A 16,473-nucleotide genomic window follows, 5' to 3' on the forward strand; every position below is an offset into this window, starting at 1 on the left:
GTTTATTTGAGAAGTTGATGTTATGATTCTTTGCAAAAAGAAAAAGGTTCCCATGTTTGAGAACCTTTTTTTCATTAGTTTTTAGAAGCTGCTTGGAATTCAGGGTTTTTCCATGCTTCATCAATGATAGCTTGCAATTCTTTAGCAGATGCTTGCATTTTTTGAGTTTCAGCATCGTTCAATGGAATGTTTACTGGACGAACGATACCGTGTGCACCAACAACAGCTGGTTGACCGATAAAGACGTTTTTAACACCGTATTGCCCTTCTTGGAAGACTGAAAGTGGAAGTACTGCATTTTCGTCATCAAGGATTGCTTTTGTGATACGAGCAAGTGCTACAGCGATACCGTAGTAGGTAGCTCCTTTTTTGTTGATGATTGTGTAGGCAGCGTCACGAACACCTTCGAACAATTCAATCAATTCAGCTTCTTGAACGTTTTGAGTGTCTTTAAGGAATTCTTCAAGGTTTACACCAGCGATGTTAGCGTGTGACCAAACCGCAAATTCAGAATCTCCGTGTTCACCCATGATGTAGGCGTGAACTGAACGAGCATCAACATCCAATTTTTCAGCAAGTGCTTGACGGAAACGTGCTGAGTCAAGTGAAGTACCTGAACCGATAACACGTTCTTTAGGGAATCCAGAGAATTTCCAAGTTGAGTAAGTCAAAACGTCAACTGGGTTAGCTGCAACAAGGAAGATACCATCGAAACCTGATTCAACAACTTGTGTTACGATTGATTTGTTGATTGCCAAGTTTTTACCTACAAGGTCAAGGCGAGTTTCACCTGGTTTTTGAGGAGCACCTGCAGTGATAACAACAAGGTCAGCGTCTGCACAGTCAGAGTATTGAGCAGCGTAGATTTTTTTAGGTGAAGTGAAGGCAAGGGCGTGGCTAAGGTCAAGCGCATCACCAACAGCTTTTTCGTGTAATTGTGGAATTTCGATAATTCCAAGCTCTTGTGCAATTCCTTGGTTAACAAGTGCGAAAGCATAAGATGAACCTACGGCACCGTCACCAACAAGGATCACTTTTTTGTGTTGTTTAGTTGAAGTCATTATCTAAACATCTCCTTCATTTTTTTTAGGGGAATCCCCAGACAATTTCATTCTATCACTTTTGAAAAGCTTTGTCACGAATATTCTATTCGGTTATCGATGTAAACGTTTTAGTGGTTTTCAAAGACTGAAATGAAGGACAAATTATGGTATAATATATCTAATTACTAATAGTGAAATGAGGCATTTATGAATGCAGGATAGAAATTTAGTGAATGTCAATCTGACAAAGGAGATGAAGACCAGCTTTATCGACTACGCCATGAGTGTTATCGTAGCGCGGGCTCTTCCTGATGTTCGAGATGGCTTAAAACCAGTTCACCGTCGTATTCTATACGGAATGAATGAACTAGGTGTTACTCCAGACAAACCCCATAAAAAATCAGCCCGTATTACAGGGGATGTTATGGGTAAATACCACCCTCACGGAGACTCGTCTATTTATGAGGCTATGGTTCGTATGGCCCAGTGGTGGAGCTATCGTTACATGCTCGTTGATGGGCATGGAAACTTTGGTTCTATGGACGGGGATGGTGCAGCCGCACAGCGTTATACTGAGGCACGTATGAGCAAGATTGCTCTGGAAATGCTTCGTGACATCAATAAAAACACGGTTGATTTCGTAGACAACTACGATGCCAATGAACGTGAACCCTTGGTTTTGCCAGCTCGTTTTCCAAACCTTTTGGTCAATGGGGCAACTGGGATTGCCGTAGGGATGGCTACCAACATTCCTCCTCACAACCTAGGTGAAACCATTGATGCCGTGAAGCTAGTCATGGACAATCCAGATGTGACTACTAAGGACTTGATGGAAGTCTTGCCTGGTCCAGACTTTCCAACTGGTGCCCTTGTTATGGGGAAATCAGGTATTCATAAGGCCTACGAAACTGGTAAAGGCTCTATTGTTCTTCGTTCTCGTACTGAAATCGAAGAAACTAAGACTGGCCGTGAACGAATCGTTGTAACGGAATTTCCATACATGGTCAACAAAACCAAGGTCCATGAGCACATTGTTCGTTTGGTTCAGGAAAAACGGATTGAGGGCATTACAGCAGTACGTGATGAGTCCAACCGTGAAGGCGTTCGCTTTGTAATCGAGGTTAAACGCGACGCGTCTGCCAACGTTATCCTCAACAATCTTTTCAAGATGACCCAGATGCAAACCAACTTTGGTTTCAATATGCTGGCAATTCAAAATGGCGTACCAAAGATCTTGTCCCTTCGTCAAATTTTGGATGCTTATATCGAACACCAAAAAGAAGTGGTTGTTCGTCGTACACATTTTGACAAGGAAAAAGCAGAAGCGCGTGCGCACATCTTAGAAGGTCTTCTAATTGCACTTGACCATATCGACGAAGTGATTCGTATTATCCGTGCAAGTGAAACAGATGCCGAAGCACAAGCTGAGTTGATGAGCAAGTTTAAGCTTTCAGAGCGTCAAAGTCAAGCTATCCTTGATATGCGTCTTCGTCGTTTGACAGGATTGGAACGTGATAAGATTCAGTCTGAATATGATGAATTAATTGCCTTGATTGCAGATTTGGCTGATATTCTTGCCAAACCTGAGCGCGTGGCGCAAATTATCAAAGAGGAATTGGACGAAGTCAAACGCAAGTTTGGTGACAAGCGTCGTACGGAGTTGATGATCGGAGAAGTCTTAACTCTTGAAGATGAAGATTTGATTGAAGAAACGGATGTCTTGATTACCCTATCTAACAAGGGCTATATCAAACGTTTGGACCAAGGTGAGTTCACTGCTCAAAAACGTGGTGGCCGTGGGGTTCAAGGTACTGGGGTTAAGGATGATGACTTTGTGCGTGAGCTGGTTTCAACCAGCACCCATGATCATCTGCTCTTCTTTACTAATAAAGGACGTGTCTACCGCCTTAAAGGTTATGAAATCCCTGAATATGGTCGTACCGCTAAGGGATTGCCAGTTGTCAATCTATTGAAGTTGGACGAAGGTGAGAGTATTCAGACCATTATCAACGTTGAGTCTGAACGTAGTGATGACGCCTATCTCTTCTTCACAACCCGTCACGGTATCGTGAAACGAACCAGTGTTAAAGAGTTCGCTAATATTCGTCAAAATGGACTTAAAGCTTTGAATCTCAAGGATGAAGATGAACTGATTAATGTCTTGCTGACAGAAGAAGATACGGATATTATCATTGGTACCAAGTTTGGTTATGCCGTTCGCTTTAATCAATCAGCTGTTCGTGGCATGAGCCGTATCGCGACAGGTGTCCGAGGAGTCAATCTTCGTGAGGGTGACACAGTAGTTGGTGCTAGCGTGATTACAAACCAAGACGAAGTTCTTATCATCACTGAAAAAGGATATGGTAAACGTACACTTGCTACTGAATATCCTACTAAAGGCCGTGGTGGTAAAGGGATGAAGACAGCCAATGTTGCTGAGAAGAATGGTCCTCTGGCAGGTCTTCTTACTGTTAAAGGAGATGAAGACCTGATGATTATCACAGATACAGGTGTCATGATCCGTACTAACGTTGCCAATATTTCACAAACGGGACGCTCAACTATGGGAGTTAAGGTGATGCGTCTAGATCAGGATGCTAAGATTGTGACCTTTACAACGGTTGCTGCGGCAGAAAAAGAAGAAGTTGGGACTGAAATTGAAACAGAAGGTGAAGTATAATGTCTCATAAAAAAACGAAAAATAAGAAGAATAAGCGCAGAAATCTATTTATTAATATTTTAGCAGGTTTCTTAATTCTTTTATCGCTAGCTTTAATTTTTAATTCAAAGATTCGTGATCTCTTTTTGGTCTGGAATACCAATAAATACCAAGTCAATCAAGTAACTAAGGAAAATATAGATGAAAATCTAAAAACCGAAGGGAATTTTGATTTTGACTCTGTTAAGTCTATTTCATCCGAAGCTGTACTGGCTTCACAATGGGATGCTCAGAAACTTCCCGTTATTGGAGGTATTGCTATTCCCGAAGTGGAGATAAACTTACCGATTTTTAAAGGTTTGGATAATGTAAACTTGTTCTACGGAGCAGGGACCATGAAACCAGATCAAAAAATGGGAGAAGGGAACTATTCTCTAGCAAGTCACCATATCTTTACTGCTGAAAATGCCAGTCAAATGCTCTTCTCACCTTTGGTCAATGCCAAATCGGGTATGAAAATTTATCTGACGGATAAGGATAAAGTTTATACTTATGAGATTACAGAAGTAAAACGTGTTACACCAGACCGTGTAGACGAAATCGATGATCGTATTGGTGTGCAGGAGATTACTTTGGTTACTTGTGTTGATTATAATGAGACCGAGCGTATAATCGTCAAAGGAATCTTCAAAGACTCAAAGGCTTATTCTGAGACTTCTGAGGATATTTTGAAGGCCTTTAATCAACCGTATAGACAACGATATTAAGAATGAATGAACCAGTGAAGTGCTATTTCACTGGTTTTTTATATGAACAAATAGAATCAAAATAGTTCATATGAAAAAGGTTTGTAAGCCTTACGATATAGATTTTTAAGATAAATATTTTAGAAATTTACGGAAAACGCTTTCTAGAAAACAAGAATTATGTTATAATTATCACAAATAAAAGTTTAGGAGTTTTTTATGGTCTCTTCAGAATTTATTTCAAAGATTGAATTTGCTTGTAAGAAGAAAGAAAGTCTTTATAGCCAAAGTAAGTTTAAGTATGCGATTCGTTCCATGTTTGCAGGTGCCTTTCTAACATTTAGTACAGCTGCGGGTGCAGTTGGGGCTGACTTGATTAATAAGATCGCTCCAGGTAGTGGACGTTTTCTCTTCCCATTTGTTTTTGCTTGGGGATTGGCCTACATTGTTTTCTTGAATGCTGAGCTGGTAACTTCAAATATGATGTTTTTGACAGCTGGTAGTTTCTTGAAAAAAATTTCTTGGAGAAAAACAGCTGAGATTTTACTTTACTGTACCTTGTTCAATCTCATCGGAGCTTTGATAGCAGGTTGGGGATTTGCCCACTCAGCAGCCTATGCAAATCTAACACATGATAGCTTCATTTCAGGGGTTGTAGAGATGAAGTTAGGTCGTTCAAATGAGTTAGTCTTACTTGAAGGTATTTTAGCCAATATCTTTGTAAACATTGCCATTCTTTCATTTGTTTTGGTGAAAGACGGAGGCGCCAAACTTTGGCTTGTCTTATCAGCAATTTACATGTTTGTATTCTTAACAAACGAACACATTGCTGCGAACTTTGCTTCTTTTGCGATTGTTAAGTTTAGTGTTGCTGCTGATTCAATTGCTAACTTTGACATACCTAATATTCTTCGTCACTGGGGTGTAACCTTTGTCGGAAACTTTATCGGAGGAGGTCTCTTGATGGGCTTGCCATACGCTTTCCTCAACAAAAACGAAGATACTTATGTAGATTAAAGAAATGAGCACGAGTGAATCGTGCTTTTTTGTTTGATGTGTAAGACTAGTCATAGTTGTTCCTTATATCAAAATATAGAAAAACGGTATTGGAAAAGACTAGCCCAAGATGATACAATATCCCTAATGAAGCTATTTGGAGGTCGTCTTATGACTCGTGATTTTAAATTTGAAACCCTACAATTACATGCTGGGCAAGTAGTTGATCCAGCAACTAAGTCTCGTGCAGTACCGATTTATCAAACAACATCCTTCGTTTTTGATGACACGCAAGAAGGTGCCGATTTGTTTGCCTTGAGAAAACCAGGGAACATTTATACTCGTATCACAAACCCTACAACAGCAGCCTTTGAGGAAAGAATTGCTGCTCTTGAAGGTGGTGTTGGAGCGCTAGCGACAGCATCAGGTATGGCTGCTGTAACCTACACTATTTTGGCGCTTGCTCACGCAGGTGACCATGTGGTGGCTGCGTCAACTATTTACGGTGGGACCTTCAACCTCTTGAAAGAAACCCTTCCTCGTTATGGAATCACAACAACCTTTGTGGATGTGGATAATTTGGAAGAAGTGGAAGCAGCTATCAATGACAATACAAAGCTTGTCTTGATTGAAACCTTGGGGAATCCCTTGATTAACATTCCTGACTTAGAAAAATTGGCTGAGATTGCGCATAAACACAAGATTCCTCTCGTTTCAGACAACACTTTTGCCACACCATATTTGATTAACGTCTTCTCTCACGGTGTAGATATTTCCATTCACTCAGCAACTAAGTTTATCGGTGGGCATGGTACGACTATTGGAGGAGTGATTGTTGATAGCGGTCGTTTTGACTGGGCAGCTTCAGGGAAGTTCCCTCAATTTGTTGAGGAAGACCCAAGTTACCACAACTTGAGCTATACTCGTGATGTGGGTGCAGCAGCCTTTATTATCGCTGTTCGTGTTCAATTGCTCCGTGATACAGGTGCTGCCTTGTCACCATTTAATGCCTTTCTCTTGCTCCAAGGGCTTGAAACTCTCTCTCTTCGTGTCGAACGCCATGTGCAAAATGCAGAGAAAATTGTTGATTTCCTTGTCAACCATCCTAAGGTAGAAAAAGTCAACTATCCAAAACTAGCTGACAGTCCATATCATGCCTTGGCTGAGAAATATCTGCCAAAAGGTGTTGGTTCAATCTTTACCTTCCATGTTAAAGGCGGAGAGGCAGAAGCTCGCAAGGTGATTGATAATTTGGAAATCTTCTCTGACCTTGCAAACGTGGCAGATGCCAAATCTCTTGTTGTCCATCCTGCGACAACCACCCACGGTCAGTTGTCAGAAAAGGATCTAGAAGCAGCAGGTGTCACACCAAACCAAATCCGCTTGTCTATCGGACTTGAAAATGTAGAGGATTTGATTGAAGATTTGCGTTTGGCCTTGGAAAAAATTTAAAGTAACTGATATAAACAGTGGGTTTCGACTCACTGTTTTTGATTTTCCCTCAGGCATGATATAATGGTTACAGAAGTCTAGAAAGAGGAAAGTTATGAACGAAATTAAATGTCCCAACTGTGGGGAAGTCTTTACAGTAAATGAGAGTCAGTATGCCGAACTCTTATCCCAAGTGAGAACGGCTGAGTTTGATAAGGAACTGCACGATCGAATGAAGCAGGAGCTGGCCTTAGCTGAGCAAAAGGCCATGAATGAGCAACAGTCTAAACTGGCTCAGAAGGATCAAGAAATTGTGCAATTACAGAGTCAAATCCAAAACTTTGATACAGAGAAAGAACTGGCTAAGAAAGAGGTTGAACAAACCAGTCATCAGGCTTTATTGGCAAAGGACAAGGAAGTACAGGACTTGGAAAACCAATTGGCTACCTTGCGTTTAGAACATGAAAATCAACTGCAAAAGACCCTTTCTAACCTTGAAAAAGAGCGCGATCAGGTCAAAAACCAGCTCCTTTTACAAGAAAAGGAAAATGAGTTATCTCTAGCTTCCCTCAAGCAAAATTACGAAGCCCAGCTCAAGGCGGCTAGTGAACAGGTCGAGTTCTATAAGAATTTCAAAGCCCAACAATCCACAAAAGCTATCGGGGAAAGTTTGGAACAGTATGCAGAGAGTGAGTTTAACAAGGTTCGTAGTTTTGCCTTTCCAAATGCCTACTTTGAGAAGGATAACAAGGTTTCTGCGCGAGGATCTAAGGGGGACTTTATCTTCCGTGATTTTGATGAAAATGGTCTAGAATTCATTTCCATCATGTTTGAAATGAAAAACGAAGCGGATGGGACGGAGAAGAAGCATAAGAATGCAGATTTTTACAAGGAATTGGACAAGGACCGTCGGGAAAAGAACTGCGAGTATGCGGTTTTAGTGACCATGCTTGAGGCAGATAATGACTACTTTAACACTGGGATTGTGGACGTCAGTCATGAGTATGAAAAGATGTATGTGGTTCGTCCTCAATTCTTTATTCAGTTGATTGGGCTCTTGCGTAATGCAGCGCTTAATTCTCTAAAATACAAGCAGGAGTTGGCCTTGGTTCGCGAGCAAAATATCGATATTACGCATTTTGAGGAAGATTTGGATGCCTTTAAACTAGCTTTTGCCAAGAACTACAACTCTGCTTCGACCAACTTTGGCAAAGCTATTGATGAAATCGACAAGGCCATCAAACGCATGGAAGAGGTCAAGAAGTTCCTAACCACATCCGAAAACCAACTCCGCCTCGCAAACAATAAGTTGGAAGATGTTTCGGTTAAAAAATTGACCCGAAAAAATCCAACCATGAAAGCGAAGTTTGATGCCTTGAAGGGAGAATAGAAAGCAGTGGCAAATGAATTATTAGTATTGAATACTGAAGAAGTAAATGAGTCTGAAAATTTAAATTATGACGAATTAGAAGAACTATTGGAACAGCAATTTACAATGGAGTTTTCTAATCTCGAAAAATTAGAAATAGAATGTAAAGAAATTAGTTCACCAGATAAACTAGGAGATGTTATTTTAGATGAAATCTGGGATCAATTTGCGAATCAAATTGGCTTAGATATGACAAGTGATACTCTTCTTAAGCAGTATAATGATAATAACCCTAATGGCTATACAAAAAAAGAAGGTAGTAAGATACTAAAAGATACAAGGTATACTGATGCAAATAATGCTATGAAAGAAAAGCAAAAATCAGGAAACTTGAAGGATGAATACACCGGAAAAACATTAAAAGTAAATGAAAAAGCTAATTTAGATCACGTTGTAGCACGTAAACAAATTTTTGAAAATCCTTGGAGAAAGATTGCTGATATAGAAACTGCGGATTTAGCAAACAAATCAGAAAATCTTGCTGCAACAAACGAATCACTTAATAAAAGTAAAGGAGCAAAATCCAATAGTGAATATATAAAGAATAGAGAACTGAGGGAAAAAGAACTTAGGAATCAAGTTCAAAGAGCCAATGAGAAAATTGATAAGATGAATATCTCAGATGCCGAAAAGCGAAATCTTAAAGCTGAAAATAATAAAAGATTAAATGATAAATTAGCTGCCGATTCGAAGAAAATGCTCAAATCTGAAAAAACAGCGAAGAAAGCTATTAATAAGGATATTGCAAAGAAAGCTTCTGTAAGAATGGCGAACAAGGCAGGTAAAGATGCAGTTAAAGCTATGTTTATTGCAGCATTATTTGGGATGTTGAAGGAAATTATGAATGCTTTAGTGAGGTATTTTAAAGCAAAAAAACAATCTTTTGATACATTTATAGAGGAAATGAAAAAAGCACTTCATTCATTTTTTGGCAAAATCAAAGATTTTATTAAAGTAGGTGTAGATAGTTTTGTTGGAAGCATTGTTGGAGAAATTATCGGCGCATTTAACCAGAAATTACAAAAACTTCCAAACTTGATTAAACAATTATTTGGTTCTATCAGAGAAAGCATTTCTTATTTATCTAACCCAGAAAATCAAACACATTCTACAGCAATTAAGATAGCTCACATTTCAAAAATTATTACTTCTGCACTAGTAGGTGTAGGTGCAATGTTTTTAGGAGAATATTTTGAAAAGTATTTATTAACAATATCAGGAATGCAAACTCTAATACCATTATTAGGGACCATTGCAAATATCTTAGGCATGTTTTTGGCGAGTTTATTGACAGGTATATTAGGTGCTGTAATTATTAATAGACTTGATCAATTTATTTCAAAAAAATTAATTGAGGAAAATCAAAAGAAACAAGCTAATAAGAAAAACGAATTGTTAAGAATTCAGGATGTTCAAATTTTTGTTGCCGAGCAAAATGTTGCTGTTAAGCGAAATGATATATTCATTAAGATGGCTAAGAACCATCAAAAACTAAGAGAACTTCTTGGTAATGTTCAAGAGGAGTTTTCTAATTCAAAGATTGATTTCAAACAGCGATTATTAGCTAACGAAATGTACTTTGATGAAAAGCAAAGTGAACTTGAAGAAATGCAAAGTGCATTAAACGATTTACTATAGGAGAATGTTATGTCAGAAGAATTAGAGATTCAGGTTTTAGCAAAGTCTGAAAGATTTAATGAAAAAAAAGAAGCGTTGAAAGCTTTTAGTGAAGAAATTCCAGAACAATCAGATTTACCGACTGTCCCACAAGACGATCCTATGCTAGGATTTATTGGTATGGAATATGATGTTAAAGGTAAGGATTTAAATGCTCTCACCGATGCTGTTCAAAATAGAATGATTGAACAAAACAAGCATATTAAAAAGATTATTCAGGAATTTAATACCATTTATGAAACTTTCCAAATATTGGATGATGAGTATATTCAAAGTATTTCAAAGTCTTTGATTGCAGCCAAAGAGGCAAATGATAAAGCTATGCAGGGATTGCACGAGATAGAAGAATATCAAACTGGTAATAAAAAACTATTAGATGACGTTTTTAACCAGAATAAAGATTTAATTGATATATTGAAGAAACATCATAAAAAGCTAGAAGAGTTAGAACAACTTGAAGAGAAGCAAAGTGAAATTCAAATTGAAATTGATACTTTAAAAGCGAATCTAAAAACATTAGTGAAAATAGAAAATAGTTTTAACGATTTGCATTTACAAGTTGAAGAAAAACAAAATAATTTTAAAAATTTCCTTGATGAAATCAATAATAAATCAATAACAGAGAGAGATAATCTAAAGTTAATTGTTGAAAGTCTTGAAACAAAACTAGAAGAGAAACAAAAAGAGATTGTTTTTCTAAGAAAAGGATTCTATACTCTTGTAGTCGCTGTTGTTTTAATAGTATTATTTCTATTGTTTAAAGGAATGTAGATGATTAGTGAAACTTATTTAAAGTTGTTAAAATCAGAAGTGAAGAAAATTGATGATTTAACAAATAGTACTTATGAATTAGAAGTAATTCTTCAAGATATTGTTGATAATGTTAAAAATGCTGACTTAGAGTTTATAAAACGATTAGGAAACTTAACTACTAAAGAGACATTCTCTACAATCAAAGATAAGCAAACTAGCATATTGGAATTATTGTATAAATATCTTGGCTCTAGAGTTATTGATACAAATTATTTGATTTTGAAAGAAACAAATAATAAATCATTTGAAGCATTAGCAAATGATTTAAAGTCATTAATAGGTTTAGAAAATGTGAAGAAAGAGATTGAAGATCTAGTCGCATTTAATAAAGTTCAGCAAAGTAGAGAAAAAATCGGTCTTAAAAAAACAAATAGAACGATGCATATGGCGTTTTTAGGTAATCCAGGTACTGGTAAAACTACTGTGGCTAGAATCGTTGGGAATATGTACCGGTCATTAGGAATATTAAGTAAAGGCCACTTTATTGAGGCAAGTAGAACAGACTTAATAGCAGAATATCAAGGACAAACGGCTTCTAAAGTTAAGAGATTGATACAAAAAGCCAAAGGTGGTGTATTGTTTATTGATGAAGCATATAGTATTACTGAAAACGATAAAAGTGATAGTTATGGTCGAGAGTGTTTAACTGAGTTAACTAAAGCATTAGAAGACTATCGAGATGATTTGGTGGTTATTGTTGCTGGATATGATGAATTGATGAAAAAATTTTTTGAATCTAATCCTGGGTTAAAATCAAGATTTAATTATTTTATTACGTTTGAAGATTATACTGTGGACCAAATGTTTGACATTTTTCTTTCACATTGTAAAAATGAAGAATACATTTTGCATGATTCTGCAAAAGAAACATTAAAAAAATATTTAGAATTACATAGTAACAATCCTGAAAATAAAAATGCAAATGGGCGATTTGTAAGAAATGTATTTGATAGGATAGTTATGAACCAAGCAAGAAGATTAGCCACATTATCTTTTGTTACAAAAGATAATTACATTACAATTCTTGAAGAAGATATTTCATGAATGAAATCAGAAAGCAACACATGAACGGTATTATCAACTTAAAAAAAGAAGCGGGGATGACCTCGCATGATGCGGTTTTTAAGCTGCGTAAGATTTTGGGAACCAAGAAAATTGGTCATGGTGGGACCTTGGATCCGGATGTAGTGGGAGTTCTGCCAATCGCGGTTGGCAAGGCAACCCGTATGGTCGAATTTATGCAGGACGAGGGCAAGGTCTATGAGGGGGAAATCACTCTAGGTTATTCAACGACGACTGAGGATGCCAGTGGAGAAGTGATCGCAGAGACCCCTGTTTTGTCGCTCTTGGATGAAACCATTGTCGATGAAGCGATTGCTAGTCTGACTGGGCCTATCACTCAGATTCCACCTATGTACTCGGCTGTCAAGGTTAATGGTCGCAAGCTCTATGAGTATGCGCGTGCAGGTCAGGAAGTGGAGCGTCCAGAACGTCAGGTGACTATTTATCAATTTGAACGGACAAGTCCGATTTCTTATGAGAGCGAACTTGCGCGTTTTACCTTTCGTGTGAAATGCAGTAAGGGGACTTATATCCGTACCTTATCGGTTGATTTAGGTAAGAAGCTGGGTTATGCGGCCCATATGTCCCACCTAACACGTACTAGTGCAGCTGGTTTGCAGTTAGAAGATGCCTTGACTTTGAAAGAAATTGCTGAAAAAGTGGAGGCTGGTCAACTGGACTTTCTCCATCCTCTAGAGATTGGTACAGGGGACCTTGTCAAAGTTATCCTAACTCCAGAAGAGGCTACAGAAGTGCGGTTTGGTCGTTTTATCGAGCTAGACCAAACAGACCAAGAACTGGCTGCCTTTGAGGGAGATACATTGCTAGCCATTCTAGAAAAAAGGGGCAATTTCTACAAACCAAGGAAGGTTTTTAGCTAGTTTCACTAGATTGTGGGGATAGATTGATGTTTCCCCTAGACTATCCAAAATCAGACTATAAATTTTGCAAAAAATGTGATAGAATAGACGACGGATAAAAAAACGGAGGATAGCATGCAAAATAGACCAATCATTATCGGAGTGACAGGTGGTTCTGGTGGTGGTAAGACCAGTGTTTCAAGAGCCATTTTATCTCATTTTCCTGATGAAAAGATTTCCATGATTGAGCATGATTCATACTACAAGGATCAGTCTCACTTGACCTTTGAAGAGCGTGTCAAAACCAACTACGACCATCCTTTTGCCTTTGATACAGACTTGATGATCGAGCAGATTAAGGAATTGTTGGCAGGGCGCCCGGTGGACATTCCAACTTATGACTATACAGAGCATACACGGAGTAGCAAGGCCTATCGTCAGGAGCCTCAGGATGTCTTTATCGTTGAGGGGATTTTGGTCTTGGAGGATAAGCGTCTGCGCGATTTGATGGATATCAAGATTTTTGTGGATACAGATGATGACGTGCGTATTATTCGTCGTATCAAGCGTGATATGGAAGAGCGTGGCCGTAGTCTAGATAGCGTTATTGATCAGTATTTGGGTGTGGTCAAACCTATGTACCACCAGTTTATCGAGCCAACCAAGCGTTATGCTGATATCGTCATTCCTGAAGGGGTCAGCAATACCGTTGCTATTGACCTTTTGACGACCAAGATTGCAAAGATTTTGGAAGAAGCGAGAAACAGCAAATAATCAGATGAGGAGGCCTAGCCTCCTTTTTCTATTTTTCCTTTAGTTTCAGTAGGAAAAAGGTGATTTTTAAGCATGTTTTTGGTATAATAATACCCATGGAAAAGCAAGAAAATGAATAGTAGGTGGAGATGGAAAAGTATTTATCGGTAACAACTTTGACCAAGTATCTGAAAATGAAATTCGATAAAGACCCTTACTTGGAACGGGTCTATTTAACTGGTCAAGTTTCCAACTTTCGTAAACGACCTACTCACCAATATTTTTCCCTAAAAGATGACAATGCAGTTATTCAAGCGACCATCTGGTCTGGGATTTATCAGAAATTAGGCTTTGACCTGGAAGAAGGTATGAAGATTAATGTGATTGGGCGTGTGCAGGTCTATGAACCAAGCGGTAGCTACTCTATCATCATTGAGAAAGCTGAGCCTGATGGGGTTGGGGCGCTAGCGATTCAGTTTGAACAACTCAAGAAGAAACTGACAGAAGAAGGTCTGTTTCAAGAGAGATTCAAGCAACCTCTTCCCCAATTTTCTAAGAAAATCGGTGTGGTAACCAGTCGCAGTGGAGCCGTTATTCGAGATATTATCACGACTGTCAGCAGACGTTTTCCTGGTGTTGATATCCTTCTCTATCCGACCAAGGTACAAGGTGATGGAGCTGCGGAGGAAATTGCTCGAAATATTGCGCGTGCCAATCAACGTGAGGACCTAGATGTTCTCATTATTGGTCGTGGTGGGGGTTCCATCGAGGATCTCTGGGCCTTTAACGAAGAGATCGTGGTACGGGCTATTTTTGAATCCCGTTTGCCCATCATCTCTAGTGTTGGTCATGAGACGGATGTGACCTTGGCGGATTTTGTGGCAGATAGACGGGCTGCGACGCCAACAGCTGCGGCTGAATTGGCAACGCCTGTGACCAAGTTGGATCTCTTGAGCCATTTACAAAATCAAGAAAAACGGATGGCAACAGCAGTCCGAAATGTCCTATCTAAGAAACAAGAAGCTCTGAAAAAATGCAGTCAGTCAGTTATCTTTAGACAGCCAGAGCGCTTGTATGATGGTTATTTGCAACGGTTAGATCAACTACAACTGCGCTTAAAACAAAGTTTGCGAACACGGATTTCTGATAACAGACAACTAGTCCAAGCAAGGACGCATCGACTGGTCCAACTATCACCTATTACCAAAATCCAGCGTTATCAAGACCGTCTAGGTCAGTTGGACAAGCTCCTACGCAGCCAAATGGCGCTGGTTTATGATGCCAAGGTTGCTGAAGTCAAGCGACTTTCAGAAGCTTTGATGATGTTGGATACCAGTCGAATCGTGGCTCGTGGTTATGCAATTGTCAAAAAAGAAGAGTCCGTAGTCGATTCTGTTGAGATGTTGAATAAAAAAGATCAAGTGACGCTTTTGATGCGAGATGGTCAAGTAGAATTAGAGGTTAAAGATGTCAAAACAAAAGAAATTTGAGGAAAATCTAGCAGAACTGGAGACCATTGTCCAAAGTTTAGAAAATGGTGAAATTGCTTTAGAAGATGCGATTGCTGCCTTTCAAAAGGGAATGGTCTTGTCAAAAGAGCTCCAAGCGACGCTGGACAAGGCTGAAAAGACCTTGGTTAAGGTCATGCAAGAAGACGGGACAGAAAGTGATTTTGAATGAAGAAGCAAGAAAAATTAGCTCTTGTTGAATCGGCTTTGGAAGATTTTTATGGAGACCAGCAGTTTGCCTCTAGTTTGCGAGAGTCTGTTCTCTATTCCATTCATGCTGGTGGCAAGCGTATTCGCCCTTTTCTTTTGCTAGAAGTTTTGGAATCCCTGAAAGTGGTTATCCAACCAGCTCATGCGCAGGTAGCCGCGGCCTTGGAAATGATTCATACAGGGAGCTTGATTCACGATGACCTTCCTGCTATGGATGATGACGATTACCGTCGAGGGCGTTTAACCAATCATAAGAAATTTGGCGAAGCGATGGCAATATTGGCAGGAGACGCCTTGTTCCTAGATCCCTATGCCTTGATAGCGCAGGCAGATTTATCAAGTCAGATCAAGGTGGATTTGATTGCCAACTTATCCCTTGCTTCAGGGAGTCTAGGTATGGTGGCAGGGCAGGTTTTAGATATGGAAGGCGAACACCAGCATTTATCCTTGGAAGAACTTCAGACCATTCATGCCAATAAGACTGGAAAATTACTAGCTTATCCTTTCCAAGCAGCTGCTATCATTGCGGAATTGGAACCAGAAATCCAAGCAAAATTGAAAACTGTGGGTGAATTGATTGGGCTGGCCTTTCAAGTTCGAGATGATGTGCTGGATGTGACAGCTAGTTTTGAGGAAATCGGCAAGACTCCACAAAAGGATTTGCAGGCTGAAAAATCAACCTATCCAGCCTTGCTGGGTTTGGAGGAGGCCATTGCTTTTTGTAACCAAACCTTGGATCAAGCTAATGCCAAGTTAGAAGAAATTGCCCAGCAAGTCAGCTTTGAAACAGAGCCGATTGTGAAAGTAGTAGAAAGTTTGAGAATCAATGGCTAAGGAAAGAGTGGATGTACTAGCTTATAAACAGGGCTTGTTTGAAACGCGAGAACAGGCTAAACGCGGTGTCATGGCTGGTCTAGTTGTAGCAGTCCTCAATGGGGAGCGTTTTGACAAGCCAGGAGAGAAAATCCCAGATGACACTGATCTAAAACTCAAGGGTGAAAAACTCAAGTATGTTAGCCGTGGTGGTTTGAAATTAGAAAAAGCCTTGCAGGTCTTTGGGTTGTCAGTTGATGGAGCGACCACGATTGATATCGGTGCTTCCACTGGAGGATTTACTGACGTCATGTTGCAAAATGGTGCTGAGTTAGTCTTTGCAGTCGATGTTGGTACCAATCAGTTGGCTTGGAAATTACGTCAAGACCCACGGGTTGTCAGCATGGAGCAGTTCAATTTCCGCTATGCTGAAAAGACTGATTTTGAGCAGGAACCGAGCTTTGCCAGTATTG

At 39.3% G+C, this 16,473-nt stretch carries 15 protein-coding genes; 14 read left to right on the forward strand and 1 reads right to left on the reverse strand.

Going from position 1 to position 16,473, the window contains the following annotated elements; translation table 11 throughout:
- Nucleotides 1-74: 74 nt before the first annotated feature.
- Complete coding sequence (locus GMD5S_RS0209110; protein ID WP_000204722.1) at nt 75-1,061, reverse strand: L-lactate dehydrogenase; 987 nt, start codon at nt 1,059-1,061, stop codon at nt 75-77.
- A 193-nt stretch (nt 1,062-1,254) separates the two neighbouring features.
- On the opposite strand from GMD5S_RS0209110, the gene gyrA reads away from it, so the two are divergent.
- From gyrA to GMD5S_RS0209180, 14 genes are all read left to right on the forward strand, one after another.
- Nucleotides 1,255-3,723 carry a DNA gyrase subunit A gene (gene gyrA / locus GMD5S_RS0209115; RefSeq protein WP_001154033.1) on the forward strand — a complete coding sequence of 823 codons (2,469 nt, stop codon included), beginning with the start codon at nt 1,255-1,257 and terminating at the stop codon, nt 3,721-3,723.
- A complete protein-coding gene (locus GMD5S_RS0209120) occupies nt 3,723-4,469 on the forward strand; it encodes a class A sortase (protein ID WP_000018507.1) in 747 nt (248 codons plus the stop codon). Before gyrA ends, GMD5S_RS0209120 begins: the two co-directional genes overlap by 1 nt.
- Before the next feature lie 198 nt (nt 4,470-4,667).
- Complete coding sequence (locus tag GMD5S_RS0209125) at nt 4,668-5,465, forward strand: formate/nitrite transporter family protein (protein ID WP_000254787.1); 798 nt, start codon at nt 4,668-4,670, stop codon at nt 5,463-5,465.
- A 150-nt stretch (nt 5,466-5,615) separates the two neighbouring features.
- Complete coding sequence (locus tag GMD5S_RS0209130; RefSeq protein ID WP_000196314.1) at nt 5,616-6,896, forward strand: O-acetylhomoserine aminocarboxypropyltransferase/cysteine synthase family protein; 1,281 nt, start codon at nt 5,616-5,618, stop codon at nt 6,894-6,896.
- A gap of 94 nt (nt 6,897-6,990) precedes the next feature.
- The gene (locus tag GMD5S_RS0209135; protein ID WP_001002609.1) at nt 6,991-8,265 is read left to right on the forward strand and encodes a DUF2130 domain-containing protein; all 1,275 of its coding nucleotides are present in this window, start codon (nt 6,991-6,993) and stop codon (nt 8,263-8,265) included.
- A 6-nt stretch (nt 8,266-8,271) separates the two neighbouring features.
- Nucleotides 8,272-9,942 carry a hypothetical protein gene (locus GMD5S_RS0209140; RefSeq protein ID WP_001262694.1) on the forward strand — a complete coding sequence of 557 codons (1,671 nt, stop codon included), beginning with the start codon at nt 8,272-8,274 and terminating at the stop codon, nt 9,940-9,942.
- A 9-nt stretch (nt 9,943-9,951) separates the two neighbouring features.
- Complete coding sequence (locus GMD5S_RS0209145; RefSeq protein WP_001288177.1) at nt 9,952-10,752, forward strand: hypothetical protein; 801 nt, start codon at nt 9,952-9,954, stop codon at nt 10,750-10,752.
- Nucleotides 10,753-11,838 carry an AAA family ATPase gene (locus tag GMD5S_RS0209150; RefSeq protein WP_000622662.1) on the forward strand — a complete coding sequence of 362 codons (1,086 nt, stop codon included), beginning with the start codon at nt 10,753-10,755 and terminating at the stop codon, nt 11,836-11,838.
- Nucleotides 11,839-11,858: 20 nt separating this feature from the next.
- Complete coding sequence (truB, locus tag GMD5S_RS0209155; RefSeq protein ID WP_008289372.1) at nt 11,859-12,737, forward strand: tRNA pseudouridine(55) synthase TruB; 879 nt, start codon at nt 11,859-11,861, stop codon at nt 12,735-12,737.
- A 114-nt stretch (nt 12,738-12,851) separates the two neighbouring features.
- On the forward strand, nt 12,852-13,490 hold the full coding sequence (udk, locus tag GMD5S_RS0209160) for a uridine kinase (RefSeq protein ID WP_001181373.1): 639 nt from the start codon (nt 12,852-12,854) through the stop codon (nt 13,488-13,490).
- A 128-nt stretch (nt 13,491-13,618) separates the two neighbouring features.
- Nucleotides 13,619-14,959 (forward strand): exodeoxyribonuclease VII large subunit, encoded by a 1,341-nt coding sequence (xseA, locus tag GMD5S_RS0209165; RefSeq protein WP_000417497.1) that lies wholly within the window; start codon nt 13,619-13,621, stop codon nt 14,957-14,959.
- Entirely contained in the window at nt 14,937-15,149 is a 213-nt protein-coding gene (locus tag GMD5S_RS0209170; RefSeq protein WP_000043226.1) for an exodeoxyribonuclease VII small subunit, read from the forward strand. Before xseA ends, GMD5S_RS0209170 begins: the two co-directional genes overlap by 23 nt.
- Complete coding sequence (locus tag GMD5S_RS0209175; RefSeq protein ID WP_000743829.1) at nt 15,146-16,021, forward strand: polyprenyl synthetase family protein; 876 nt, start codon at nt 15,146-15,148, stop codon at nt 16,019-16,021. The genes GMD5S_RS0209170 and GMD5S_RS0209175 overlap by 4 nt, the downstream gene beginning before the upstream one ends.
- A partial coding sequence (locus GMD5S_RS0209180; RefSeq protein WP_016893847.1) for a TlyA family RNA methyltransferase occupies nt 16,014-16,473 on the forward strand: 460 nt, incomplete at its 3' end. The genes GMD5S_RS0209175 and GMD5S_RS0209180, both read left to right, overlap by 8 nt.

Origin of the sequence: Streptococcus sp. GMD5S (assembly GCF_000298715.2) — a bacterium.
GTDB lineage: Bacteria > Bacillota > Bacilli > Lactobacillales > Streptococcaceae > Streptococcus.

Excerpts from the sequence above, each read along its gene's own strand:
- GMD5S_RS0209110 (WP_000204722.1), bottom strand. The coding sequence starts at position 1,061 with ATGACTTCAACTAAACAACACAAAAAAGTGATCCTTGTTGGTGACGGT.
- gyrA (WP_001154033.1), top strand. The coding sequence starts at position 1,255 with ATGCAGGATAGAAATTTAGTGAATGTCAATCTGACAAAGGAGATGAAG.
- GMD5S_RS0209120 (WP_000018507.1), top strand. The coding sequence starts at position 3,723 with ATGTCTCATAAAAAAACGAAAAATAAGAAGAATAAGCGCAGAAATCTA.
- GMD5S_RS0209125 (WP_000254787.1), top strand. The coding sequence starts at position 4,668 with ATGGTCTCTTCAGAATTTATTTCAAAGATTGAATTTGCTTGTAAGAAG.
- GMD5S_RS0209130 (WP_000196314.1), top strand. The coding sequence starts at position 5,616 with ATGACTCGTGATTTTAAATTTGAAACCCTACAATTACATGCTGGGCAA.
- GMD5S_RS0209135 (WP_001002609.1), top strand. The coding sequence starts at position 6,991 with ATGAACGAAATTAAATGTCCCAACTGTGGGGAAGTCTTTACAGTAAAT.
- GMD5S_RS0209145 (WP_001288177.1), top strand. The coding sequence starts at position 9,952 with ATGTCAGAAGAATTAGAGATTCAGGTTTTAGCAAAGTCTGAAAGATTT.
- GMD5S_RS0209150 (WP_000622662.1), top strand. The coding sequence starts at position 10,753 with ATGATTAGTGAAACTTATTTAAAGTTGTTAAAATCAGAAGTGAAGAAA.
- truB (WP_008289372.1), top strand. The coding sequence starts at position 11,859 with ATGAACGGTATTATCAACTTAAAAAAAGAAGCGGGGATGACCTCGCAT.
- udk (WP_001181373.1), top strand. The coding sequence starts at position 12,852 with ATGCAAAATAGACCAATCATTATCGGAGTGACAGGTGGTTCTGGTGGT.
- xseA (WP_000417497.1), top strand. The coding sequence starts at position 13,619 with ATGGAAAAGTATTTATCGGTAACAACTTTGACCAAGTATCTGAAAATG.
- GMD5S_RS0209170 (WP_000043226.1), top strand. The coding sequence starts at position 14,937 with ATGTCAAAACAAAAGAAATTTGAGGAAAATCTAGCAGAACTGGAGACC.
- GMD5S_RS0209175 (WP_000743829.1), top strand. The coding sequence starts at position 15,146 with ATGAAGAAGCAAGAAAAATTAGCTCTTGTTGAATCGGCTTTGGAAGAT.